The sequence below is a fragment of the Rossellomorea yichunensis genome (assembly GCF_032337515.1).
Taxonomy (GTDB): Bacteria; Bacillota; Bacilli; order Bacillales; family Bacillaceae_B; genus Rossellomorea; species Rossellomorea yichunensis.
The window spans coordinates 84,669-106,579 of record NZ_JAVYAD010000005.1 but is presented as its reverse complement, the minus strand read 5'-3'; the positions used below and the strand labels follow the sequence as shown (position 1 = coordinate 106,579).

The 21,911-nt window shown below is 40.8% G+C and carries 29 protein-coding genes; 16 read left to right on the top strand and 13 right to left on the bottom strand.

Features of this window, described 5'->3' with window-relative positions; translation table 11 throughout:
• Position 1: 1 nt before the first annotated feature.
• Positions 2-109, top strand: coding sequence for a methionine/alanine import family NSS transporter small subunit (locus RSX31_RS14570; protein ID WP_148970787.1), 108 nt, complete (start codon positions 2-4; stop codon positions 107-109).
• A gap of 47 nt (positions 110-156) precedes the next feature.
• Here RSX31_RS14570 and RSX31_RS14565 read toward each other — a convergent pair whose 3' ends face one another.
• A complete protein-coding gene (locus tag RSX31_RS14565; RefSeq protein WP_315635208.1) occupies positions 157-1,116 on the bottom strand; it encodes a M23 family metallopeptidase in 960 nt (319 codons plus the stop codon).
• Between the two features lie 268 nt (positions 1,117-1,384).
• Between RSX31_RS14565 and lipA the strand changes: the two genes are divergently transcribed.
• The gene (gene lipA, locus RSX31_RS14560; RefSeq protein ID WP_148970786.1) at positions 1,385-2,302 is read left to right on the top strand and encodes a lipoyl synthase; all 918 of its coding nucleotides are present in this window, start codon (positions 1,385-1,387) and stop codon (positions 2,300-2,302) included.
• Positions 2,303-2,417: 115 nt separating this feature from the next.
• Here lipA and RSX31_RS14555 read toward each other — a convergent pair whose 3' ends face one another.
• Positions 2,418-3,146, bottom strand: a complete 729-nt coding sequence (locus RSX31_RS14555; protein WP_148995267.1) for a YhcN/YlaJ family sporulation lipoprotein — start codon at positions 3,144-3,146, stop codon at positions 2,418-2,420.
• Positions 3,147-3,248: 102 nt separating this feature from the next.
• Between RSX31_RS14555 and RSX31_RS14550 the strand changes: the two genes are divergently transcribed.
• On the top strand, positions 3,249-3,524 hold the full coding sequence (locus RSX31_RS14550) for a YutD family protein (protein WP_113968994.1): 276 nt from the start codon (positions 3,249-3,251) through the stop codon (positions 3,522-3,524).
• A 44-nt stretch (positions 3,525-3,568) separates the two neighbouring features.
• Here RSX31_RS14550 and RSX31_RS14545 read toward each other — a convergent pair whose 3' ends face one another.
• Positions 3,569-3,871: a cytosolic protein gene (locus RSX31_RS14545; RefSeq protein ID WP_148970784.1), complete on the bottom strand. Its 303-nt coding sequence runs from the start codon at positions 3,869-3,871 to the stop codon at positions 3,569-3,571.
• Positions 3,872-3,948: 77 nt separating this feature from the next.
• Positions 3,949-4,218 (bottom strand): DUF3055 domain-containing protein, encoded by a 270-nt coding sequence (locus RSX31_RS14540; protein WP_148970783.1) that lies wholly within the window; start codon positions 4,216-4,218, stop codon positions 3,949-3,951.
• Positions 4,219-4,351: 133 nt separating this feature from the next.
• Between RSX31_RS14540 and RSX31_RS14535 the strand changes: the two genes are divergently transcribed.
• From RSX31_RS14535 to RSX31_RS14525, 3 genes are all read left to right on the top strand, one after another.
• A complete protein-coding gene (locus RSX31_RS14535; protein ID WP_148995266.1) occupies positions 4,352-4,789 on the top strand; it encodes a DUF86 domain-containing protein in 438 nt (145 codons plus the stop codon).
• Between the two features lie 130 nt (positions 4,790-4,919).
• On the top strand, positions 4,920-5,684 hold the full coding sequence (locus RSX31_RS14530; protein ID WP_315634998.1) for a TIGR01457 family HAD-type hydrolase: 765 nt from the start codon (positions 4,920-4,922) through the stop codon (positions 5,682-5,684).
• 583 nt (positions 5,685-6,267) lie between these two features.
• Positions 6,268-6,519, top strand: a complete 252-nt coding sequence (locus tag RSX31_RS14525; protein WP_098350080.1) for a helix-turn-helix domain-containing protein — start codon at positions 6,268-6,270, stop codon at positions 6,517-6,519.
• Here the strand turns inward: RSX31_RS14525 and sda are convergent.
• Both sda and RSX31_RS14515 read right to left on the bottom strand, forming a co-directional pair.
• A complete protein-coding gene (sda, locus tag RSX31_RS14520; RefSeq protein WP_113969158.1) occupies positions 6,516-6,638 on the bottom strand; it encodes a sporulation histidine kinase inhibitor Sda in 123 nt (40 codons plus the stop codon). The two genes, RSX31_RS14525 and sda, sit on opposite strands and share 4 nt — an antisense overlap.
• A gap of 317 nt (positions 6,639-6,955) precedes the next feature.
• A complete protein-coding gene (locus RSX31_RS14515; protein WP_315634997.1) occupies positions 6,956-7,456 on the bottom strand; it encodes a phosphatidylglycerophosphatase A family protein in 501 nt (166 codons plus the stop codon).
• Positions 7,457-7,739: 283 nt separating this feature from the next.
• Between RSX31_RS14515 and yutH the strand changes: the two genes are divergently transcribed.
• Together yutH and RSX31_RS14505 are read left to right on the top strand one after the other, a co-directional pair.
• Positions 7,740-8,741 carry a spore coat putative kinase YutH gene (gene yutH / locus RSX31_RS14510; RefSeq protein WP_148995264.1) on the top strand — a complete coding sequence of 334 codons (1,002 nt, stop codon included), beginning with the start codon at positions 7,740-7,742 and terminating at the stop codon, positions 8,739-8,741.
• A 90-nt stretch (positions 8,742-8,831) separates the two neighbouring features.
• Positions 8,832-9,794: a 2-hydroxyacid dehydrogenase gene (locus RSX31_RS14505; RefSeq protein ID WP_315634996.1), complete on the top strand. Its 963-nt coding sequence runs from the start codon at positions 8,832-8,834 to the stop codon at positions 9,792-9,794.
• Positions 9,795-9,842: 48 nt separating this feature from the next.
• Here RSX31_RS14505 and RSX31_RS14500 read toward each other — a convergent pair whose 3' ends face one another.
• Positions 9,843-10,079: a NifU family protein gene (locus tag RSX31_RS14500; RefSeq protein ID WP_034763763.1), complete on the bottom strand. Its 237-nt coding sequence runs from the start codon at positions 10,077-10,079 to the stop codon at positions 9,843-9,845.
• A gap of 198 nt (positions 10,080-10,277) precedes the next feature.
• On the opposite strand from RSX31_RS14500, the gene RSX31_RS14495 reads away from it, so the two are divergent.
• Positions 10,278-10,604, top strand: a complete 327-nt coding sequence (locus RSX31_RS14495) for a YuzD family protein (RefSeq protein ID WP_148995262.1) — start codon at positions 10,278-10,280, stop codon at positions 10,602-10,604.
• 106 nt (positions 10,605-10,710) lie between these two features.
• Here RSX31_RS14495 and RSX31_RS14490 read toward each other — a convergent pair whose 3' ends face one another.
• Positions 10,711-11,778 carry an NAD(P)/FAD-dependent oxidoreductase gene (locus RSX31_RS14490; protein WP_148970776.1) on the bottom strand — a complete coding sequence of 356 codons (1,068 nt, stop codon included), beginning with the start codon at positions 11,776-11,778 and terminating at the stop codon, positions 10,711-10,713.
• A gap of 331 nt (positions 11,779-12,109) precedes the next feature.
• Here RSX31_RS14490 and RSX31_RS14485 point away from each other — a divergent pair, with 331 nt between their 5' ends.
• The gene (locus RSX31_RS14485; protein ID WP_258549604.1) at positions 12,110-12,346 is read left to right on the top strand and encodes a YuzB family protein; all 237 of its coding nucleotides are present in this window, start codon (positions 12,110-12,112) and stop codon (positions 12,344-12,346) included.
• A gap of 103 nt (positions 12,347-12,449) precedes the next feature.
• Here the strand turns inward: RSX31_RS14485 and RSX31_RS14480 are convergent, their stop codons facing one another.
• Entirely contained in the window at positions 12,450-13,148 is a 699-nt protein-coding gene (locus RSX31_RS14480; RefSeq protein WP_315634995.1) for a DUF2225 domain-containing protein, read from the bottom strand.
• A gap of 216 nt (positions 13,149-13,364) precedes the next feature.
• On the opposite strand from RSX31_RS14480, the gene RSX31_RS14475 reads away from it, so the two are divergent.
• Positions 13,365-13,727 (top strand): HesB/IscA family protein, encoded by a 363-nt coding sequence (locus RSX31_RS14475; protein ID WP_148995260.1) that lies wholly within the window; start codon positions 13,365-13,367, stop codon positions 13,725-13,727.
• 51 nt (positions 13,728-13,778) lie between these two features.
• Here RSX31_RS14475 and RSX31_RS14470 read toward each other — a convergent pair whose 3' ends face one another.
• Together RSX31_RS14470 and RSX31_RS14465 are read right to left on the bottom strand one after the other, a co-directional pair.
• A complete protein-coding gene (locus RSX31_RS14470) occupies positions 13,779-14,423 on the bottom strand; it encodes an SDR family oxidoreductase (RefSeq protein WP_148970758.1) in 645 nt (214 codons plus the stop codon).
• A gap of 765 nt (positions 14,424-15,188) precedes the next feature.
• Entirely contained in the window at positions 15,189-16,187 is a 999-nt protein-coding gene (locus tag RSX31_RS14465; RefSeq protein ID WP_148995258.1) for an NAD(P)/FAD-dependent oxidoreductase, read from the bottom strand.
• A gap of 752 nt (positions 16,188-16,939) precedes the next feature.
• Between RSX31_RS14465 and RSX31_RS14460 the strand changes: the two genes are divergently transcribed.
• The 5 genes from RSX31_RS14460 to RSX31_RS14440 all read left to right on the top strand — a co-directional run bounded on the left by RSX31_RS14460 (position 16,940) and on the right by RSX31_RS14440 (position 20,495).
• Positions 16,940-18,157: an NAD(P)/FAD-dependent oxidoreductase gene (locus RSX31_RS14460; protein WP_148970826.1), complete on the top strand. Its 1,218-nt coding sequence runs from the start codon at positions 16,940-16,942 to the stop codon at positions 18,155-18,157.
• Positions 18,158-18,216: 59 nt separating this feature from the next.
• Positions 18,217-18,720 carry an NUDIX hydrolase gene (locus RSX31_RS14455; RefSeq protein ID WP_315634994.1) on the top strand — a complete coding sequence of 168 codons (504 nt, stop codon included), beginning with the start codon at positions 18,217-18,219 and terminating at the stop codon, positions 18,718-18,720.
• Positions 18,721-18,878: 158 nt separating this feature from the next.
• Positions 18,879-19,004, top strand: a complete 126-nt coding sequence (locus tag RSX31_RS14450; RefSeq protein WP_172655674.1) for a YuiA family protein — start codon at positions 18,879-18,881, stop codon at positions 19,002-19,004.
• Between the two features lie 213 nt (positions 19,005-19,217).
• Positions 19,218-19,535, top strand: a complete 318-nt coding sequence (locus RSX31_RS14445; protein WP_262371868.1) for a YuiB family protein — start codon at positions 19,218-19,220, stop codon at positions 19,533-19,535.
• A gap of 255 nt (positions 19,536-19,790) precedes the next feature.
• A complete protein-coding gene (locus RSX31_RS14440; protein WP_148995256.1) occupies positions 19,791-20,495 on the top strand; it encodes a 3D domain-containing protein in 705 nt (234 codons plus the stop codon).
• A 50-nt stretch (positions 20,496-20,545) separates the two neighbouring features.
• Here the strand turns inward: RSX31_RS14440 and RSX31_RS14435 are convergent, their stop codons facing one another.
• Together RSX31_RS14435 and RSX31_RS14430 are read right to left on the bottom strand one after the other, a co-directional pair.
• Positions 20,546-21,334 (bottom strand): cobalamin-binding protein, encoded by a 789-nt coding sequence (locus RSX31_RS14435; protein ID WP_315634993.1) that lies wholly within the window; start codon positions 21,332-21,334, stop codon positions 20,546-20,548.
• A gap of 10 nt (positions 21,335-21,344) precedes the next feature.
• Positions 21,345-21,824 (bottom strand): divergent PAP2 family protein, encoded by a 480-nt coding sequence (locus RSX31_RS14430; RefSeq protein ID WP_148970753.1) that lies wholly within the window; start codon positions 21,822-21,824, stop codon positions 21,345-21,347.
• Between the last annotated feature and the right edge of the window lie 87 nt (positions 21,825-21,911).

Below are 21,911 nucleotides of genomic sequence, written 5' to 3'. Positions count from 1 at the left end.
CATGACAGGTAGCGCTATTGCAATGATGGTTGTAGGAATGGTCATCATCTGGGGTGGATTAGCAGCTAGTATCATGAACGCTGTTTCCAAATCCAAAAAACAGATGTAAAGAGTGAAAAGATGAAGCAGACGATGGGTTAACCATTGTCTGCTTTTTTAACGTTTTTTGCTTTTGATTCTGTCTTGACGTTCCCACATTCGTAAGTGAGGGTAAGGGTCAAAGGACCATTCCGTCAAACCGTTATCCTTGTACATTCCGTAGTGCAGATGGGGAGGGAATTTCCCTGATGTCCCTGGGGGTCCGTATCCTGAGCTACCGACACCGCCAATAACCATTCCTGGTTCCACCACTTGACCTATATGAAGATCTTTAGAGAAACCGCTAAGGTGGGCAAAATAATGATAGGTATTATTAATGTCACGTATGCCGATACGCCAGCCTCCATATCGGTTCCATCCTTTCATCTCGATGATTCCATACGATGTTGCTCTTACAGGTACACCATAATCAGCAAAGAGGTCCGTCCCTTCATGAATCCGTCTTCCTCCCCAACCACGGGCGTCACCCCAAGTGTTTCGGTAACTGTAGTTGAATCTGAGGGGAAGGGGGAAGGCTTTTTGGTTTAAATGGATGGTCCCATATTGTTTATAGATTTTGGCATTTCCCATGATGATACTGACCGTTTTATCGCGTTTGTAGTAGTCCCACAGTGCGAGCTTGAAATTATCCCGGTCAATTCCGTATTGTAAAATAAAATCTGTCAAAGCAGCCAGTATATCTTCATCACTCTTAAGGCTGGCTTTTCCATCGAAGTCACCATCCCGGCCTATCCCGTTGAATAGGGATATCGTTTCTGGATTGTCGTCTTCCCGGTTAGGATTCAGAGGGCCGACCCATTTTTCAGGCTCCATATAGATCGATATAAGTGAAGAGGGCTTTTCCCTATCTTTACGGGCAAACCGTAGACTGCGTTCGTACTGATCAACAGCAGCAAGATAGTACCAGGGAATATGAGTCAGAGCCGAGCTTTTCTGAAATAACTCCATCCTTTTCGTGTGAATCTGTTCGTCTGTCAGCTTTTCTGCAGCAAAGGTTTGACAAGGGCTTATCAACATGCAGAAAACCACAAAGGCTAAGACCAATCGTTTGTACAAAATTATCCCTCCATTTTTAGGGGCCTACTACTAGTTTGTATCGTTCATCGGGATTCATAATCATCAATAAATGGTAATAGGGTATCACATGCTTGTTTTCACTTTTTTAGTATGATAAAGTGACAAAAGAAGTATATTGATGATGGCTTTTTTTACATAAGATGAACGATTTAGAAAGCGTTTCACTCTTTGCCTAAGTCAGAATTATTTAGGATTGGAGATGAGGGGTATGAGTAAGAAAGATGAGCACATTCGTAAACCGGATTGGCTTAAAATTAAGCTGAATACGAATGATAACTATATGGGCTTGAAGAAAATGATGCGTGAAAACAACCTTCACACGGTATGTGAAGAGGCTCGTTGTCCTAATATTCATGAATGTTGGGGAACTAGAAGAACAGCAACCTTCATGATTCTTGGAGATATTTGTACACGAGCATGCCGTTTCTGTGCAGTAAAAACAGGCCTTCCAACTGAATTAGATCTGAAAGAACCAGAACGCGTTGCAGATTCTGTTCAATTAATGAACCTGAAGCATGTAGTTATTACAGCTGTAGCACGTGATGACCTGAAAGATGGTGGATCGCAAGTATTTGCTGAAACGGTTCGTGCCATTCGTCGTAAGAGCCCGTTCACTTCCATTGAAGTATTACCTTCCGATATGGGTGGAGTTTTTGATAATATCAAAACATTGATGGATGCAAAGCCAGACATCATGAACTACAATGTCGAAACCGTTCGTCGCTTGACCCCAAGAGTTCGTGCCCGCGCTACCTACGATCGCACATTGGAATTCCTGCGTCGTGCAAAAGAATTAAATCCGGAAATTCCAACAAAATCAAGTATCATGGTTGGTCTTGGTGAAACGAAGGAAGAAATTCTTGAAACAATGGATGATCTGCGTGCCAATCATGTTGATATTGTGACATTAGGTCAATACCTGCAACCATCGAAGAAACACTTGAAGGTACAGAAGTATTATCACCCTGATGAGTTTGCTGAACTACGTGAAGCGGCGATGGAAAAAGGCTTCAGTCACTGTGAAGCAGGACCGCTCGTTCGCTCTTCCTACCATGCAGATGAGCAAGTTAATGCAGCTGCCAAAGCAAGACAAGCAGCCGGTGAGCAAGAAGTTCAAAAGGCATAATTTTTCATATATAAAAGGACTGACTTGAAGGAGAAGATCTCTAACAGTCAGTCCTTTTTGTAGCAAAGAGTATGGCATCCGGCAAGGCTAGATGCGTGTCTCTACTCTCTTCTAATTAATCGACCACGTTATCTGTGTTATCTTTTCGCTTTTGACGGTCTTTGTTGATTTTGTGGACGTCGTCATCCTGCATTTCGTATTTCTCAGATGTCATTTCACCATTTGGATTTTCACCTGCGTCTACATTTCTTCCCTGAGGAGAATCCTGCAGCATGAGGTTGATGGTATCATCAATGGCCGTGTTGGCATTACGGCTATCGCTATCCATTTTGGCAAGGTTTTCTACACTGCGCATCAGGCTCTTGTCATCGGTCACATATACATGGTACCAACGGGGAATAACCGACATGGCTGTTTTCTTTACTTGGTCGGCTACTTCAAAGCGGCCATCTTTATCCTTTTTGTCCGTCACGTATGAAATCAGCACTTCTTCATCAGTGACAAGAGTGGAACAATCCTTTACGTCTGGAAGAGAAACACTCATTTTGCTGATCGTGTCGGCTACTTGTTCACGATTGATGCTGTACATATCCTTTGTGGAAATGGTTTGACCTCCTGTAGGACTTTTCTGTTGGCGAACATAGCCGAAGTCCTCACCCCGGTGAGCTCCTTTTTTCGTCCAGCTATTTTCGTTGTACAGGTCCTCCCGGTCATTCACGTTAATGGTATTTCCATTGTCGTGAAACATTTCTTCATTGGCCGTGTCAATTCCATCACAAGCGGTTCCGATTATAGCAATACTTAGTACAGTTGTACCCAGAATGAATTTATTCAAGTTAAACACCCCCTATTTGATAGGGTGACCATGTCTTATGACAATTTTTCATAGTAATTAATGGACAATCCGTTATAATTTAAGATAAGGAAATGAAAGTGGGTGGACAAGATGATTTGTGTGCAGAATACATGCTACGAAATCGTTGAGGAATTTAGAGACGGGTTCAACGAGGAAGCATTTAAGGAGAGGTATAGCGACATCTTAAGTAAATACGACTTTATCCTTGGGGATTGGGGATATGGCCAGCTCCGCTTAAAAGGATTCTTTGATGATCATAATCAAAAAGCCTCTTTTGACACAAAGGTGAGTACACATAAGGATTACTTATATGAATACTGTAACTTTGGCTGCGCTTATTTTCTTGTGAAAAAAGTCAATAAATAATGGTGAAAAAGGAACAAACCGTACAGTTTGTTCCTTTTGTTATTTTACTTATTTTCAGTATATGGAGGTTCTTCATTCACATCGGGATCTGCATGAACAGGGTGTGATCCAGGCTCCTGACGTGGGATATCCTGATGAAGTGATTTATTTTCGTAGTTGAAAGCACTGTAATATCGCTGCCCTTCTCTCCAAGGAGTGCTTTTGTTCTCAACGGGAGTATGCTTTCCTCGGGGAGCGCCATATGGCCCTTCTGGCAGTGTTTCCGGTACGATAAAATTGCGGTATGTTTCAACGTTGGAAAAGTCACTATATACTTCATCTTCTTTGTCTCTTGGTTCTTTACTCATTATATCTCCCACCTTTCATACTTGTAGTATGTGAGAGTGGGGTGTACTTCATTCTTAATAGTCCGCTGTAAGAACGACTACATAATGATTTCTCCTAGAAAGTCCCTCAACTCATCGGCTTCTTCCTCCGTTAGCTTGAACACACTTTCTACATATCCAGGTTCATCCAGGTCATCCCTGCCGACGATCGCGAATCGACTGCCTTGAAGGTCTAATACTAAAGATTTCCCGTAATAGCGAGCTGTCTGGGTAATCGCCAAGTCGTACCGCTGATTTTCCCCCATAAAACTCACAAAGCGTGTTTTTGTATTTTCTGTATCATCGTATAAATAAAATCGTTCACTCATGACGATGTCCTCCTCTTTTTTTTGCTTATCTCATCATAACAAACTGAGCTTAGAATTGCAGGAAGTTCCTGTATGACAGTGAGGGGAATATGGTAAAATAAAAGGGAGGATCGTTCATAGAGAGGGGTGCACCATGTATTTCGTAGATAGAGAAAAAATAGAGGAAATATTATTGTATATGAATGAGCAGTTAAAGACTGTTAGTGAACATGATCAATGGGACGGAACATTAGAAAAATTAGCTTTGGAGCGAATGGCTCACACGATTATTGAATCTATACTCGATGTAGGAAACAGTATGATCGACGGTTTCATTATGAGAGATCCGGGAAGCTATGAGGATATCATAGATATTCTTCTGGATGAAAAGGTCATTGGAGACAAGATGAGTGAGGATCTTAAACGACTTGTAGCAGAGCGTAAGGTTCTTGTTCAAGAGTATACAGCCATTCATCATGAGCAATTACATACGATTTTAAACGAGGTATTCCACTCGTTGGAGAAGTTTCCCCAACAGGTTCAGAACTACCTTGAAAATGAATTGGGACCTGTGTCTGCATTTAAAAATTAATCAGCATTTGACAGCGCTTTCTATATAGGGAGCGTTTTGTTTTATTTATGGAATGCATTTTACCGAAAATAGCACAGGCTCTACAACAGGTATTTGGACATACTATACACAAAGCATACGGAGGTACATAATGAAGGAATATAAAGGTTACTTAATTGATTTAGATGGCACAATGTATAAAGGAAAAGAGAAGATCGAAGAAGCAGGAGATTTTGTTAAACGATTACAACAAAAGGGATTACCTTATTTGTTTGTCACCAATAATTCTTCGAGAAGACCTGAACAGGTTGCTGAAAAATTGCAGTCCTTTGATATCCCTGCCACGAAGGAACAGGTATTTACTACGTCAATGGCAACAGCCCAGTATATGGCGAAGAAAAAGCCAAATGGGACGGCATATGTCATCGGGGAAGAAGGAATCCGCTCGGCACTGGAAGAGAACGGCATCACCCTTCAGGATGAGAAACCTGATTTCGTGGTAGTGGGAATTGATCGTGATATTAATTACGAGAAGCTATCCCTAGCTTGTTTAGGCGTGAGAAATGGAGCAACGTTTATTTCAACCAATGGAGATATCGCGATTCCGACTGAAAGAGGGTTGCTTCCAGGGAACGGTTCCCTTACGTCAGTTGTCACAGTCTCCACACAAACTGAACCGGTCTTCATCGGGAAGCCTGAATCAATCATTATGGAGCAGGCGCTATCTGTACTGGGGGTGCCTAAGAAAGATACGTTAATGGTTGGGGACAATTATGATACAGATATATTAGCAGGGATAAACGCCGGACTGGATACACTGCTTGTTCATACAGGGGTCACAACAAAAGAAGCTTTGAGTTCGAAAGATATTCAGCCGACATATACAATAGAAACGTTAGATGAATGGGATATATAATAAAAAAAGTGGGGGCTGTATTTATAGCCTCCACTTTCTCTAAACCCTTCTGAGTACTCAAATTAGAAAAAATTTCTTGAATTAGGAACATATTCATGATAGACAACAATCGTTCGTATAAGTAAAATAGAACTAGTGTTAAAAGAAGTAATCAAAATACTATTTATACTAGGGGGACCATTGTACTGGTCTTTTTTACTACTATCTATTCCTCTGTAGATAGTCGGTGAGTATAATAATGGCAGTGATGAAGATTATACTCCTAAAGTATTATGTGATTTTTCCTCTAACTAACTTTTCCATTACACATATTTGAGTACTCAGAAGGACTAGAAAGACAGGATCAAAAAAACATTAAGAATTTAAAGATTTTTCTTAAAAAATATTACGAAAAAAAGTGTAAAGGTATGCAACTAGGGTAAACATCAAAGGTAGTAGGGGACTATTAGCGTTGATACCTTTTCAATTTCTAACTATTCTTTACGAATGCAAGCAACTTTAAGAATGAAAGTCACTGTTTCTTAATTGATTTTCGAAACATTCCACGTCATTTCTAAAGAATTTTTAAAAGGGTAGTGAGGTAATGAGTATTACAGTTACAGGACTTGTCGGAAAGAAAATAAGGCACCATAGAAGAGCAAAAGAAATCACCATACAAGAATTAAGTCACAAATGTGGATTAACGGTTAATTATATTTCGTTGATTGAAAAGGGAGAGGCGAATCCGTCCCTGAACAAGCTGAATGCCATTGTATGTGCTCTTGACGTTCAGTGGGAAGACATTATGCCGACTTGTGAAGAACACGAAGACATCTACAATCAAACGATTCTTTAATGAACTAATTTTCTCTTTTTAATTTCTTGTTCGATCAGAATGATGAATTCATTACTGAGTTTTAACTGTTTTGCTTTTTTATAGGCATCAATAAGGGCTTGGTCACTTAGGAGCCGGATAGGATTTCACCTCAATTATTCTTCGTATGTAGTATGTGAAATTCTCTCGAATCTCATAAAAGTGATAGCCTTTATCTGGTGTTTATTCTAAAGAAGCCTTGTTACAACTATATTGATGTTAATTACAACTATAGTTGTAATTATATAAAACTATTCATCGATGTGCAATAATAAAGTTAGTTAAAAGGATCTATTTATTGTAGTCTGTAATTTTTTAGGGAATATAGTATGATTATTTTGTTAGCGTATATATCCACTTCTTCTATCACTAAAAAATCAGACGACCCATGTCGTCTGATTTGGATACTTCTTCAACCTCATTCTGCGCATTTCGCCCTGTGTGCCAACCGACTGGAAGCAGCCGCTGCAATAGCTCCGACAATATCATCAAGGAAGGTATGGCACATACCGGATGATTTATCATTTAGCCTCTCCAGAATTCCAGGTTTTTGCTTGTCTATATATCCGTAGTTTGTAAATCCGATCGATCCATATACATTGACAATCGAAAAGGCCAGGATTTCATCCACACCATATAGTCCTTCATCTACTTCAATAATCGCTTGAAGCGGTTCTTCAAGGATCTTTTTTTCAGCCAATATATCAAGTTGAATACCTGTCAGTATTGCATTCTGTACTTCCCGCTTCGTTAACACACGTTCAACATTATAGACACATTCCTTTAGTTCAAGATCAGGATGATATTTTTGTTGAAGGTACATGACCAATTGAGCGATATCTTCAATCTCCACTCCTCTTTCATGCAGCCATTTACGTGCCGTTTTCTCTAATAAATCCATTGATTCTTTATCCTTCATCCTATTCACCTTTTCTTTGAAAAATTATAAAACCCCTATTTCGATTAGACGAAGCCTTGTTTTACACATATGATTCCTATTTAAAAAATAGACATAATAATAGCTTCTACTCTCATTCTTGCCCATCTCCAGTTTCAGATATTCATAAATGTCTTTAAAGGTTATATTCATATAATTTGTGTCCTTCAAATGAAGGAAAATGACAATATGAAAAAGAGTTCCTTTGACACAGATCACCTTGCGAAAAAGAAAAAGACGGTCACTTTAGATAGGAGAGATCAACATGTCTCAAGAAATATTAATCAATCATTTTGGATTGCATCCAGAGAGGGCATTCTTTGATGGAATGATGAATCGATATTTGGTTGGGGGGTTAGTATATAGTATTGTCGGCGTAACGAATATGGAACAAGAAACCTTAGTGGAACTCTACAAATTGGCAGAACACCTTAAAAGTCAGGGGGATCGCCATGTTTCAACCTTCGTTCCTAACCACGAAGGAAGATTTCTTGTTGTAGAAAAAGATAAAGACTTTGTGGTGCTGCGAAATGAAAGCATCCAATCCCCCCCGGATAATAAGCTGGGAAGAAAGTTAAGCAAATTCCATTTCAGGGGACGGACCTTTGAAGAAAAGGTGGAGAAAATAAATCGTATGGGCCAGTGGAAGAGTCTGTGGGAAAAGCGGCTGGACCAGTTAGAGAAAGCGTACTATCAGGTTATCCAGGATCAGCCGGCTGATGAGTTTGAACGTCGTTTTGTTGAGAGCTATCCTTATTACAGTGCTTTGTCAGAAAACGCCATTCAGTATCTGGTGGATACGGAGCTTGATGAGGACCCGAAGCAAGAGGATGCAGGCACGATTTGCCATGAACGTTATATTCAATCGACATGGGGGACTGAGGTGTGCATTCATTTTCCATTTCAGTGGGTATTCGATCACTGCAGCAGGGACATAGCGGAGTGGGTGAGAGAAAGATATTTCATGAAAAGCCAAACGTTTCATCCTGAGCTTCAGGAATTTATGAGAGAGTATGAATCCATTACCCCACTCTCACCATTCTCATGGAGGTTGTTGTATTCACGACTTCTGTTTCCCCTGCATTATTTCGAATGCATCGAGGAATATTATATTTCAGAATCTGAGCAGCAGAAGAAGGTAGTAGAAGAGAAGCTGGAGAACTATCTGAAAAATTCTCATCAATATGAGGCATTTCTGTCTGACTTTTATCATATGTCCGAAGTTCCAGTGAAAAAATGGGGAATTCCCCTTGTTGCATGGCTTTAAACGATCAATGTCTTCAAAGACTTTAACCCCCTGTATACCTTCATTTTTATGCTAAACTGGAGGAAAGCGAAGTGAAGGTAGGGGATACATATGAAGCCATCCATATACATTACGAGAAAATTGCCTGAATCAGTGATTAAACCATTGCAGAGCGAATTTGAAGTCGACATGTGGGAACATGGGGATGTTCCAGTGCCAAGGGATATTCTTCTCCGTAAAGCAGAGAGTGCTACTGCTTTACTTACTATGCTGTCAGACCGGATAGATAAGGAGCTATTACAGAAATCTCCTTCATTGAAGGTCGTGGCAAATCTTGCGGTGGGCTTTGACAATATAGATCTTGAAGCGGCAAAAGAATTGGGCGTAACCATTTGCAACACGCCTGATGTCCTAACGGAAACCACTGCCGACTTAACATTTGCTCTTTTAATGGCGACGGCAAGGCGAATCGTTGAAGCGGATCGCTATATTAAAGAAGGAAAATGGAAAAGCTGGTCACCCCTTCTCCTTTCCGGCATGGATATTCATCACAAAACCATTGGTATCGTTGGAATGGGAAGCATAGGAGAAGCGGTGGCCAGAAGATCCAAGGGATTCAATATGAATGTTCTTTATCATAATCGTTCCAGGAAGCATGAAGCGGAAAGAGCCCTTGGAGTACAATATTCAACATTTGAAGATCTTTTAATCCAGTCGGATTTCGTTGTTGTGCTTGCTCCACTGAATGCGGGTACAAAAGGCATGTTCCAGGAAGAACAATTCACCATGATGAAAAAAACAGGGATTTTCATCAATGTAGCCCGTGGTGCGATTGTAAATGAAGAGGCTTTAGAAAAAGCATTGAAGAGGGGTGACATTGCAGGTGCCGGATTGGATGTATTCGAAGCAGAGCCGATTGATGCCGATCATCCTCTTCTTGCATTAGATCAAGTTGTCGCCATTCCCCATATTGGCAGTTCCTCGAAAGAAACGCGTTATGAAATGATGGCCTTATGCGTGGAGAACATTCAGGCAGTTATAAAGGGAGATCAACCGAAGACGGAAGTACAATGAAAAAAAAGCCTAAATCCGATTAAGGATTTAGGCTTTAATGTGATTGAATTAGAATACTTGCTCTACTTCAACGATACCTGGAACTTCTTCCACTAAAGCGCGTTCGATTCCTGCTTTTAGCGTGATTGTTGAACTTGGGCAGCTTCCACAAGCACCTAGAAGGCGTAATTTAACGATTCCGTCTTCGACGTCCACTAGTTCGCAGTCTCCACCATCGCGAAGTAGGAACGGACGTAATTTATCTAATACTTCCTGAACTGGTGCAATCATTTCGTTTTCAGCCATAATTATCTACTCCTTTCCTTACTCTCTATTATAATGACATATTCACAAAAAATCTATCAACCTGCAAACTATTGGGAATTTCTTTTTAAGAAAAAGTCTAAATACAGTTTCCAGTACAGAAATTCACACATTATCGTTCCAACTCTGCTGCTTTTTTTGTAAAATATACAAGAGAGGGAAAGCAAAGGGGAGAGAGAAATGGAGCGTAAGCCTGTTGAACTTTATGTATATGGGGCAGAAATACTTTGTCCAAGCTGCGTGAATTTACCATCATCGAAAGAAACGTACGAATGGCTTGAGGCTGCTGTCAGCCGGAAGTACCCAAATCAGCCCTTCGTGATTAAATATGTAGATATTCACAGTCCTCCTGAAGATGAAGTCGTAAAGCAATTTGCTTCAAGAGTCATCGAAGAGGATATGTTTTATCCGATTGTCCTGTTAGAAGGAAATATTGTCGGCGAAGGGAATCCCCGTTTAAAAACGATTTACACTGAGCTTGAAAAGTATGGGTATAAAGCGGTTTAATTCGTGGGGGTTGAAAAAGGCTTTTCTGATTGGGCTAGCTTTTTCAGATGGATTATTGAGGTGAATCAAAAAAAGAACCGCACATCAATCGCGGTTCTTTTTTACATCATCCATTATGATACTTATACATCCATAACACACCGGATTTCAACAATCGAGCGACACGACCTGTGATGGAGCGCTCGTTTACCAGACCGAAGCCATGTTTCTTTCCGAGTGAACCGAGAATTCCTTTAAGCTTGATCTTAGGTAATTCTGCAGGTAGTTCTTCGTTTTTCCAACGTTTAAGTAAAACTGTCACGATTTGTTCTGCTTGTCCCTCAGCCAGCTGGGCACTTGGAGCTTGAGGAAGGCTTGCGCAGTCACCAACCACGTACACATTTTCATCCTGAGGCAGGTTATGATACTTTGTCAGAATGACGCGACCGCTTGCATCTTTTTCAACATTCATATCGCGGACGACTTTGCTTGGCTGAATACCTGCCGTCCATACGATTGCATCGCAAAAGATTTGTTCTTCATGATTATGGAGGGTATTTGGTTCCACTCTTGTAATATTTGAACCATTGACGATGTCTACGTCATTCTCGTCAAACCAACTGTGAACATAAGAGCTTAGACGCTCAGGGAAGGCATTAAGAATACGCGGACCTCGATCGAACAGCTTTATTTTTAAATCAGAACGGCTTTCACGAAGTTCACTCGCAAGCTCAATCCCGCTTAATCCGGCTCCAACGATTCCTACGATCGAACCAGCTGGAAGATTACATAAGGTTTGGTATGTCTTACGGGATTTTTCAATTGTTTGAATGGAGTAAGTATGTTCGTCAGCACCAGGTACATTATGATATTTATCCTCACAGCCGAGTCCAATCACAAGGTCGTCATAAGGAACTGGATCTTGGTCTTTCATATTTACGAGCTTGTTTTCCATGTCCACTCCGGAAATATCTCCGTACACGTAGGATAAACGGGCATGTTCCGGGAATGATACGCGTACATGTTGATCTGAAATCGTACCAGCGGCTAAAGCATAGTATTCCGTCTTAAGGCAGTGGTAAGGATTTCGATCAATCAGGGTAATCGATACATCTTCAGGTAATTGGTTGGGTAATAAGCGAAGTAGAACGCGCATGTTCCCATATCCTCCGCCAAGCAGCACTAATTGTTTCATGAAAAATTTCCCCTTTTTTGCACTCTACATTATGAATGAAATAGTGTGTTTGTATGTGATGTATATCCCATAAATTGTATGGGACGGGATTGAAAGGACATTCACGCCGAAACGGGTCCTGAAAAAGTAAGCATTTTCAATATGAAGCATAATTCGCGCAATTATCATATTAGTAAACCTATTAACATTAAAAGTATATCGAAATAACGGCGTTTTCACAACAGAAATAAGCGAAAATGTTCACAATCTGTTATACCATTACATGGAACTCAAATGATTGACGATAATGATAAAAAAAGGTAGCATAACAAAGAGTAGTGAGGTGATAGAATTGAAACCTATTATTGAATTTTGTATAAGTAATCTTGCTAGTGGTGCGCAAAAAGCGCTTGAAATATTAGAGAGGGACCCCAACCTCGATGTTATTGAGTATGGATGCCTGGGTTACTGCGGAAAATGCGCCCAATCCTTTTATGCTCTCGTCAATGGTGAAGTCGTAACAGGGGACACACCTGAAGAGTTGGTGGATCATATCTATCAATTTCTTGAAGATAATCCGATGTTTTAAAGAAAAGCTGGTCTTGTGACTGGCTTATTTTTTTTGGTTTTTTACAATGTGTATGTGTTCTGGAATGCAAAAAAAAAACAGTGGCGAGACCACTAGTTTTCTTTTACAAAGACTTTGCTTCTTTATACCGATCCCGTATTTCGTACCAGCTCTCTCTGGCCATTTCAATAATCTTCGGTTCTGTGGAGAGATGCTGTTTACTAATGACTTTAGATAAATAAACGACGGATTCCTCGATTTTATCCTGTCTTCTCAATAATTCCGCTATGATATACAGGAGTTTAGTTTCGGACATTAAAGAACCTGATACGCCGTCTGTCAAATAGGCATCAATGTATTCATGTGTAGCAAGATTAATGAATCGTCTTTCCTGTTCTTTTTCTCCTGTCTTTCGATAAAGCCAGGCAGTCCGGAGATATAACCCTGCTATGGTCACCTTTTTCTCCTTTTTAATTAGAGCACAGTAGGCTGCCAATTTATATGTATTAATCCCATCGTCATATGATCTCAGTTTTCCATAATCCTGTGGCTGCCAGTGTAGGCTGATTTTCTTTTCCAGGTCTTCTTTGAGAACAGGAGGTATGTATGCTGTGAAATCATCTGTATACGAAAAACCACACTTTGGGCATACAGAAACATTATAAAGTAAAGGATTTACATCGATTGACTCATAAAGGGGACAAAAGTCACTGTCATATCCTGCTACCTTCACAAAACGGGATCTGATCCTTGTTGTACTGAACGAGTGTTTACACGAAAGGCACTGTGTTTTTTTATCATAAAAGGGCGACACTACCGTCATGAATACCACCTCATAATCGGGACTATTTTCCTTTATTATACCTTGGCGGAAGGATAAAGGACCAGTGTTTTTTATGGAGATAAGTAAAAAGTCACGGTTTACTGATATGAATAAAAAGTTTCCTTCCAATCATTCACCAAAGCCCCTTTGGTTGAGTAGTAAAATAGAAAGGAGTATACTAAGAAGTAAGAAATGAAAAGGTTGGGGGTGTAATGAATGAGTGAAGTAGTCATTCTGACAGAAGCCGCGGCCCTTCAGATTAAAGATATGATGAAGGAACATGAGGAAACAGATGCCATGTTGCGAGTAGCGGTTAAAGGGGGAGGCTGTAGCGGCCTTTCTTATGGAATGGGATTTGAACATGAGCTTCAAGATGGAGATACAACACTGGAACAGCATGGAATCAAGCTTGTTGTAGCCAAAAATGATGCTGCTATTTTGAACGGTACTAAAATAGATTACAAGCAGTCCATGATGGGCGGCGGATTTACGATTGATAATCCGAACGCCATCGCATCATGCGGATGCGGATCATCGTTCGTGACGGCGACGAATAAAGGTACGCCGGAGAATTGCTGATAACTAAGAGGGACGGACCTCCATTTTGGAGGTCCGTCCCCTTTTTCATGATTAATGGATATTTTTTAGTGCTTCTTCAACAGGTGTGTCACCGCTCAGGATTTCGAATACTTTGTGGTTTGTTTCTTCGATGGTCAAGGAGTCGACGAGTACTTTTGCGACATCTTCACGTGATATGTCTCTGCTTTTGTCTTCAATGGAGGTAGAAGCTTCAATCTTTCCTTTCCCTTCGTCGAATGAAAGGGCGCCTGGTCGGACGATTGTGTAATTTAGACCGCTTTCCTTCAAATAGGCATCCGCTGCTCCTTTCGCTTTTAAGTAAAACTGAAGTGCATCCGGACCGCTTGACGGATTATCTGCACCCATTGAGCTAAGCATCACAAAGCGCTCAATTCCCATCTTCTTCGCGTAATCCACTGCTTTCTTTGCACCTTCCTGATCAATTGTAAGGGTCTTATCGTCTCCTGTTGAACCACCGCTGCCAGCTGCAAAAATAACAGCATTTACATTTTCAAGAGCGTAAGAAAAGTCCTGCTCCAGGTCTGCAACAATTGGTCTTGCCCCTAAGTCTTCCATATCCTTTGCCTGTTCTGTCTTTCGAATCATGGCTCTCACGAAATGCTGACTGCTGCCTGAGAGTTCTTTCACTATGTGTCGGCCAGTATGACCGTTTGCTCCAATAACGAGTACATTCATGCATCCATCATCCTTTATCTAAGTTTTTTATCCTATTATTGGTCTACCCATTCACTGCTAAAATAAACAATTTAATGGTTTAGGTGTGTAATAAGGATCAATGTTTGGCACATTATTTCTGCGATTGGATATTCTGTTTCTTAAGATCGGGAATTATTTTGATGTTTTCACTTACATTCAAATTAAAAGGCTCTTTTCGTAAAGTTTGTTGCTATTGTAGACACGAAAGTAATAGTTGATTTCTGCTCCAGGATGCTCGCTTTCCGCGGGGCTGGCGGTGAGCCTCCTCGGCTGCGCCTCCGGGGTCTCACCTGTCCAGCTATTCCCGCAGGAGTCGATCATCCTGCAGCGAGGATCAACTTTCTGAGCATGAATTCTTAATCGAAAACAATTTAAACAAGCTTTTTAGCAAACAATCTCTTATAAGGTAAGTAGAGATTCATTGTCTTAATAAAGCAGAATTATTTTTTCTAGTTATTTTGTTTTCTGGTACACCTTGAAGCTCTGTCACAAAGATCCTATTAAAGATGGTGAGGGGAACTGCAAAGACTCCTGCGGAAGTACGGGCGTGCCGAGACCCCGGAAGCGAAGCTGAGGAGGCTCGGCCGAACGCTAGCTGCAAGCGGAGCAGTTCCCCTCACCATCCAGCACACACTAATTGACAGAGCCTTGCAGAACTTATGTTAAAAACAACAATCTTTACGAAAAGAGCGAATTAAAAAGAGGATCAGGTATAAATTTCCTGAACCTCTCTTATAGTGGACTTTAGTCTGTGAACATGGATGTACTGTGCATTGGTTGGACTCTTGCTTTCGGATCCATATAAGCTTTGGCATTATTAACCGCTGTCGGTGCTTCGCCAAATCCACTGGCAATGAGTTTGACTTTCCCATCATAGGTACTGATATCACCAGCAGCATAAATTCCGGGAATATTCGTTTCCATTCTCGAGTTAACGACGATTGAATTCTTTTCGATTTCAAGTCCCCAATCCTTGATAGGGCCAAGAGATGAAACAAAGCCAAAGTTAACGATCAGTTCATCGAGATCGAGAATTTCTTTCTCATCACCTTTTGTTTCTTCCAAAATCAGCTGATTGATCTTGTGCTCATCGACAACCAGCTCTGACGGAACATACGGAGTTTTAAGCTCAACGGTTGAGTTGTGCAGATTCTCCACACTATGTTCATGGGCTCTGAATTTATCTCTTCTGTGGACAAGGTAGACTTTTTCTGCGATCGGCTCAAGCATAAGGGCCCAGTCAACGGCAGAATCACCACCACCACAAATGACAACTTTCTTGTCCCTGAAATGTTCCAGGTTATCAATAAAGTAATGAAGATTCTTACCTTCAAAACTAGACGCATGCTCAAGTTCGAGGCGGCGAGGCTGGAAGGCACCGTTTCCTGCTGTGATGATGATCGTTCTGGAAAAATGAATCTCTTTATCGGTTGTGAGCTTAAACATGCCATCAGCCTGTTTTTCTACACCTTCCACAGCTTGCTCTAGACAAATCGTCGTCTCAAATTTAGCCATCTGCTCTTTTAAATTATTTACAAGATCCTGGGCTTTCACCTTTGGAAAACCTGCGACATCATATATGTATTTCTCAGGATATAGAGTAGCCAGCTGGCCCCCGAGTTGTGGTAGACTTTCAATAATCTTAACTGATGCTTTTCTCATGCCGCCATAGAACGCTGTAAACAAACCTGTAGGACCGCCGCCTATGATCGTAATATCATACACTTTTTGATCTTCCTTCAACTAGATCCCTCCAACAATTAAGATGTATTTGACTTTAATTTATTCTATCACAGAGCCATCGATTCTTCACAATAATTGAAATTATAATTGGGAATAATCAGTCTTTTTGGCGAGATCCCCTACGACTTTTGAATGAGTTAATCTGATGTGTTTTTCGATGTGTCCAGCTCCACGGCTTAGAGGCTCGAGGTCATAAGTCGAACCTGCCAAAAAGGCAAAAAAGCGCCTTTCCGGCAGGTTCGACTTATGCTTGTCGCCTCTGGGCAAAGCCCTTCCGCTTTTCGATGATGTCCAGCCCCAGGGCTTAGAGGCTCGAGGTCATAAGTCAAACCAGCCAAAAAGGCAAAGAACGCCTTTCCGGCTGGTTCGTCTTATGCTTGTCGCCTCTGGGCAAAGCCCTTCCGCTTTTCGGAATATTCTTAAGTTTTCAATTTCCTATATATATCTTGAAAATGCATGGTAAAAAGAATATTATGTAATGTAGGCATAATGTTAAGAATTTATGACAATTCTCGCATAAGTATGTAGTAGTTCGTGAAATACGTCACATACTTTCTTGTTTATCGTTTTTATTTATTTTTCATACAATACTTTCCTCTTAAATGAAGGAAAACTTCTCGTTTGATTTGTTTCAGTTTCTTGTCTATAGGGAAAAGGTAATAGCATCAGATTGAACGGGATAAAAAAGCATGATGTGGAGGACTCTAAGAGTATCCAAAGCAAATTTATCAAAAAAGGTGGATGTGATTCAGTTGAGAAAGCCAAGAATCGTTGTATTAGGTGCAGGTTATGGTGGATTAATGACGGTAACTCGTCTTCAAAAACAATTAGGTACAAATGAAGCAGAAATTATTTTAGTTAATAAAAATGATTATCACTACGAAACCACTTGGTTACACGAAGCTTCTGCAGGTACACTTCATCATGATCGTGTACGTTACAACATTAAAGATGTTGTCAACACAAGCAAAGTAAACTTCTTACAAGCTACTGTTGAAGATATTAAAGTAGAAGAAAAGAAAGTCATCACAAGTAACGGTGAAGTAGAATTCGATTACCTGGTTGTTGCATTAGGTGCAGAATCGGAGACATTCGGTATCCAGGGTCTTCATGAGCATGCATTCATGATTTCGAACATCAACTCTGCCCGTCAAATCCGTGAGCATATTGAATTACAATTTGCTACGTATAAAAACGAAGAAGAAAAGAAAGATGACCGACTTACAATCGTTGTAGGTGGGGCAGGATTCACTGGAATCGAATTCTTGGGTGAATTAGGTAACCGTGTTCCTGAACTTTGTCATGAATATGATATCGATCGCAAGAAGGTTCGTATCGTGTGCGTGGAAGCTGCACCAATGATTCTTCCTGGATTCGATCCTGAGCTAGTGAAATACGCACGTGCCAAGCTTGAGAAAAAAGGTGTTGAATTCCACATCGGAACTCCACTTAAAGAAGCGAAAGCTGACAGCGTCCTTATCGCTAAAGGTGAAGATGAAGTAGAAGAAATCAAGGCTGGTACGATCGTATGGGCTGCAGGTGTACGCGGTAACTCCATCATCGAAAGAGCTGGAATCGAAAACATGCGTGCCCGGGTGAAAATCAACAAAGATCTTCGAGCTCCAGGTCATGACAACATCTTCATCATCGGTGACTGTTCACTTATGATCAATGAAGAAACTGAGCGTCCATACCCGCCGACTGCACAAATCGCAATGCAGCAAGGTGAAGTATGTGCCCGCAACATTGCTGCTTTACTGCACGGTAAAGATCACATGGAAGAGTTTACTCCAGATATCAAAGGAACAGTATGTTCACTGGGTGAAGACGATGCAATCGGTGTCGTTTATGGGAAGAAAATCACCGGAACAAAAGCTTCTTTCATGAAGAAAGTAGTCGATAACCGTGCGCTTTACATGGTTGGTGGACCATCACTTGTCTTCAAAAAAGGTAAGTTCAAGTTCTTTTAAGTCTTAAATCATATAGTGAAAAGCAGGGTGGTTTCCGCTCTGCTTTTTCTTGTGGGGAAATGTTACGGAGGTGTTCGAGAGTGAAAAGGGGCAAAGTTTGGCTTGCGGTGGCCGGAATCGTCATAGATGAGAATGGTAAATGGCTTGTGGTAAAAAAGAAATACAGTGGTCTGAAAGGAATGTGGTCCCTGCCTGCTGGTTTCGTCAATGCTGGAGAAGCAGTCGATGATGCAGTTATGAGAGAAGTAAGAGAGGAAACAGGATTACAAACAAGCATCAAAGGGATTGTAGGATTCCGGTCAGGCGTGATTCAAGATGATGTCAGCGATAACATGCTGATCTTTCTGTTGGAAAGTAAGGAAACTTCTTCTATTCGAATCCAAGAAAAAGAATTGTGGGATGTGGGGTGGAAGTCTCCTCAAGAATTGTTGGAAGATGAAAAAACGTCCGTTATGGTGCATGAGATGATCAAACAGGCGGCTGACCAAAATATACTAAGCCCGATAGAAGGGATTAATCCAGGAGACCAATTTGCCTACACAAAGTACACATTATTTTTATAAAATTCTGTAAATTTTAAGAAAAAAAGAGATAATGAAAGAAAAACACAAATGTATTCGCTTTCTTAACGGTACATCCCCTCTCATGTCCCTTTTCTTTATTGGAGATAGATGATATATTATCAGAAAATTAAGAAATTAAATAAAAGGGAGAGGGAATTATGAGAGCTACTGCAAGTACTAAAACAAAATACTGTCTTTATTGTTCAGGAAAAGGATACTTTCAGCTAGTATTGGGTGGTTCTGAAACGTGTCCGTGCTGCGGAGGCAGTGGGAAGCAGAAATAAGCCCTAACAGATAGAATGAAAGGCAGACCTGATGAAGGTGGATACTTCCATTGGAGGTATGGATCCTGATTTGGGTCTGTTTTTATATGGTCACCTGAAATGGAACATATGTTTATTTTGTGAATAAGCTACAAATCTTCTTGAAAATATTGACGCTTTCATTACACTCGGGGTACACTAATCTTTAGTGTTTATGGAGGTGTAAGCGAAAAAATGCCTATACATGTGATGTTAATTTCGATGCTTCTATTTTTTGTTCTATTTTTCGGAATAGGCTTTTTGTTAAATATGTTATTGCGTATGACGTGGATTATGGCCATCATTTATCCTATTGTCGTCATTTTCATTGTGGATGATGTTCGTTTTATAGATTATTTCCGAAATGCCGGAGAGTCGTTTTCTGAGTTAGGTACGAAAATCAGCCACCTGGCTGTAGCCGATCTTGTGATCTTAGGAAGTGGGCTGGCAGGAGCGATTCTTTCAGGAGTCGTGATGAGAATTTTAAGAGCAAAAGGGTATCGAATGTTTTAACCGCATCCGTTTAACCGAGGGATTTCCCCGAAGTTGAACGGGTTTTTATTATGATTTTTTTCGAAAATTGTACATACTAGTTGAAGTAGGAAATAGGTTATATTCACTGTAATATCGGCGATGTGCGGTGAAACTCATCTAAAGGGAACGCTAACCTGAATGATTTCCAAATATTGAAACTATTCGATTTTTTTCTCAATTTATGCATATATCTCCTCCTGGTTGGGAAGTATTAAAGGTGGGAGGAGTGAATACATGAATTTGTTTAAAACATGGACGAAGAGATTCGTTATGGTCAGTTTGTTCATCCTGGCACTGGGAACCACTTTTCAATCAGTCTCCGGAGTAGAGGCCCAAACCTTTAAAACCTGGTTGATGGATAAGGGTGACCGTGATCAAACCAGTTTGAATTATAAAGAGCATCAGAGAAATCGATTAGGATTGTCATTCAAATTTCTTAAAAGGCTGGCAGGCTTTGAAACTCAGATATCTGCGAGTACACCTGTTGAACCGAGGACGTTGGAAGAGTCCGTTGATTGGGATCAGTATACGAAGCATAAGGTCGTAGCCACAGGCTATACAGCCGGGATTGAATCGACCGGGAAGAATCCTGGGCATCCCCTGTACGGAATTACATATTCAGGAGTGAAAGTGAAACGTGATTTATATTCTACGATTGCAGCCGATCTTTCCGTTTATCCTATTGGTACCATTCTTTTTATCCCCCATTATGGATATGGGGTAGTAGCCGATAAAGGGAGCGCTATTAAGGGGAATAGACTGGATCTCTATTATGAGACAGTCGATGATGTGTATAATGAATGGGGGAAACAGACACTGGATGTGTATGTGATCCAGATGGGTTCAGGTGAGTTATCCGAACAGCAATTAGTAGATCTAAATGAAAATAAATCCATGCAGGTTTTTAGACAGCAGATTTTATCGCCTAAAGAAGAATAATCAAGAAAAGCACGCAGTTCATCCATCATGAACTGCGTGCTTTTTTAACATCACTGGACCTCTTTATACAATTCTGGATGAAGCATCCCGGCAAGCTTGACAGCTCCCTTTAATAGAAGTGGGGACGGCCTGCAATAGAGGGCTTCTTCCAGGACAAAAATTCGATCTTGTTGAACAGCTCTCATGTCGTTCCATCCTGGACGCTTCTTTACGATATCAGGGTTAACCCGTTTTTGCTGAACGCCGACCCATGCAAGGCAGATATAGTCGGGGTCACGCTTTTGTACATCTTCCCAATCCGTTTGAACACTCGCCAGATCCACATCTTCATATAGATTTCGTGCCCCGATCATCTCGCTCAACTCGGTTAACCAGTTGATCTTACCAGGGGTGAATACAGGCTTTGGCCACCATTCCCAGTAAAGAGAGGGAGGGTGTTGAACCCCGGAACCCACCGTTTTTAAGCGTGTTACGGTTTCCAGAAATTCACTCTGACGGTTCTTGGCATATTCATCGATTCCACACGCTTTTCCCACAGTTAAAAGATCCTCTGCTATATCAGAAAAGCTCTGAGGATTTAACGTAATGTGGGGGATGTTCCGCTTATTCAGATTTTCTATGTTTTTTTCCATTCCAGGTACACTTAATGAAGAAAATACCAAATCAGGCTTCAAGGACTCCAGCTTATCCATATTAATGGAGAGATCCGGTCCGAGCCTGGGCAGTGATTGGACCTCTTCAGGATAATCGGAGTAATCATCGACTCCAACGAGATGTGGAGTTAATCCGAGGTAATCGATTATTTCTGTATTACTTGGACAGATTGAAACAATTCTCATCGTGCCACTCCTATGCATAAAAGAAATAATGAAGAAGAAGGGTCAGAATAATCCCGGAAAGTCCACCAAAGAACACTTCAATGGGTTTGTGTCCGAGTAATTCCTTCAATTCCTTGCGCTTTTCCTGTTCAGGCTTGTTCTGCCAGCCTTTTGCTTCTGACATGAACCTTTGGAAATCGATCATCAATCGATTCAGGACAATGGCTTGTTCTCCTGCCTGTCTTCTGACACCCGTTGCATCAAACATCGTAATGATGGCAAACATGGCGGAAACTGCAAAGATTGGTGAATCCACGCCTACTTCCAAGGCTACTCCAGTAGATAATGCCGTTACGGCCGCTGAATGGGAACTCGGCATCCCGCCTGTTGAGGTGATTAATGACCAATTTAATTCCCTCGTCGCGATAAACTGTATGGGAACCTTAACAAACTGAGCAAAAAAGATTGAAAATAAAGATGCCCATAATGGAAAATTAAAAAATACTTCCATGCTGTGAAATGCCACCCTTTCAATTGAATGAATACAAATAATGTTCTCATTATATCATACCCTATTTACCTCTTTAATTAACTTTGT

Bases quoted from the DNA above. Each gene is read 5' to 3' on its own strand.
- RSX31_RS14545 (WP_148970784.1), bottom strand. From the start codon at position 3,871: ATGAGTAAAGAACCAAGAGACAAAGAAGATGAAGTATATAGTGACTTT.
- RSX31_RS14435 (WP_315634993.1), bottom strand. From the start codon at position 21,334: ATGAGAATTGTTTCAATCTGTCCAAGTAATACAGAAATAATCGATTAC.
- RSX31_RS14475 (WP_148995260.1), top strand. From the start codon at position 13,365: ATGAGTGAAGTAGTCATTCTGACAGAAGCCGCGGCCCTTCAGATTAAA.
- RSX31_RS14480 (WP_315634995.1), bottom strand. From the start codon at position 13,148: ATGACGGTAGTGTCGCCCTTTTATGATAAAAAAACACAGTGCCTTTCG.
- RSX31_RS14500 (WP_034763763.1), bottom strand. From the start codon at position 10,079: ATGGCTGAAAACGAAATGATTGCACCAGTTCAGGAAGTATTAGATAAA.
- RSX31_RS14455 (WP_315634994.1), top strand. From the start codon at position 18,217: ATGTTACGGAGGTGTTCGAGAGTGAAAAGGGGCAAAGTTTGGCTTGCG.
- RSX31_RS14525 (WP_098350080.1), top strand. From the start codon at position 6,268: ATGAGTATTACAGTTACAGGACTTGTCGGAAAGAAAATAAGGCACCAT.
- RSX31_RS14450 (WP_172655674.1), top strand. From the start codon at position 18,879: ATGAGAGCTACTGCAAGTACTAAAACAAAATACTGTCTTTATTGTTCA.
- RSX31_RS14440 (WP_148995256.1), top strand. From the start codon at position 19,791: ATGAATTTGTTTAAAACATGGACGAAGAGATTCGTTATGGTCAGTTTG.
- RSX31_RS14430 (WP_148970753.1), bottom strand. From the start codon at position 21,824: ATGGAAGTATTTTTTAATTTTCCATTATGGGCATCTTTATTTTCAATC.
- RSX31_RS14540 (WP_148970783.1), bottom strand. From the start codon at position 4,218: ATGAGTGAACGATTTTATTTATACGATGATACAGAAAATACAAAAACA.
- RSX31_RS14470 (WP_148970758.1), bottom strand. From the start codon at position 14,423: ATGAATGTACTCGTTATTGGAGCAAACGGTCATACTGGCCGACACATA.
- yutH (WP_148995264.1), top strand. From the start codon at position 7,740: ATGTCTCAAGAAATATTAATCAATCATTTTGGATTGCATCCAGAGAGG.
- lipA (WP_148970786.1), top strand. From the start codon at position 1,385: ATGAGTAAGAAAGATGAGCACATTCGTAAACCGGATTGGCTTAAAATT.
- RSX31_RS14515 (WP_315634997.1), bottom strand. From the start codon at position 7,456: ATGAAGGATAAAGAATCAATGGATTTATTAGAGAAAACGGCACGTAAA.
- RSX31_RS14565 (WP_315635208.1), bottom strand. From the start codon at position 1,116: ATGTTGATAAGCCCTTGTCAAACCTTTGCTGCAGAAAAGCTGACAGAC.
- RSX31_RS14490 (WP_148970776.1), bottom strand. From the start codon at position 11,778: ATGAAACAATTAGTGCTGCTTGGCGGAGGATATGGGAACATGCGCGTT.
- RSX31_RS14445 (WP_262371868.1), top strand. From the start codon at position 19,218: ATGCCTATACATGTGATGTTAATTTCGATGCTTCTATTTTTTGTTCTA.
- RSX31_RS14570 (WP_148970787.1), top strand. From the start codon at position 2: ATGACAGGTAGCGCTATTGCAATGATGGTTGTAGGAATGGTCATCATC.
- RSX31_RS14530 (WP_315634998.1), top strand. From the start codon at position 4,920: ATGAAGGAATATAAAGGTTACTTAATTGATTTAGATGGCACAATGTAT.
- RSX31_RS14505 (WP_315634996.1), top strand. From the start codon at position 8,832: ATGAAGCCATCCATATACATTACGAGAAAATTGCCTGAATCAGTGATT.
- RSX31_RS14550 (WP_113968994.1), top strand. From the start codon at position 3,249: ATGATTTGTGTGCAGAATACATGCTACGAAATCGTTGAGGAATTTAGA.
- RSX31_RS14495 (WP_148995262.1), top strand. From the start codon at position 10,278: ATGGAGCGTAAGCCTGTTGAACTTTATGTATATGGGGCAGAAATACTT.
- RSX31_RS14535 (WP_148995266.1), top strand. From the start codon at position 4,352: ATGTATTTCGTAGATAGAGAAAAAATAGAGGAAATATTATTGTATATG.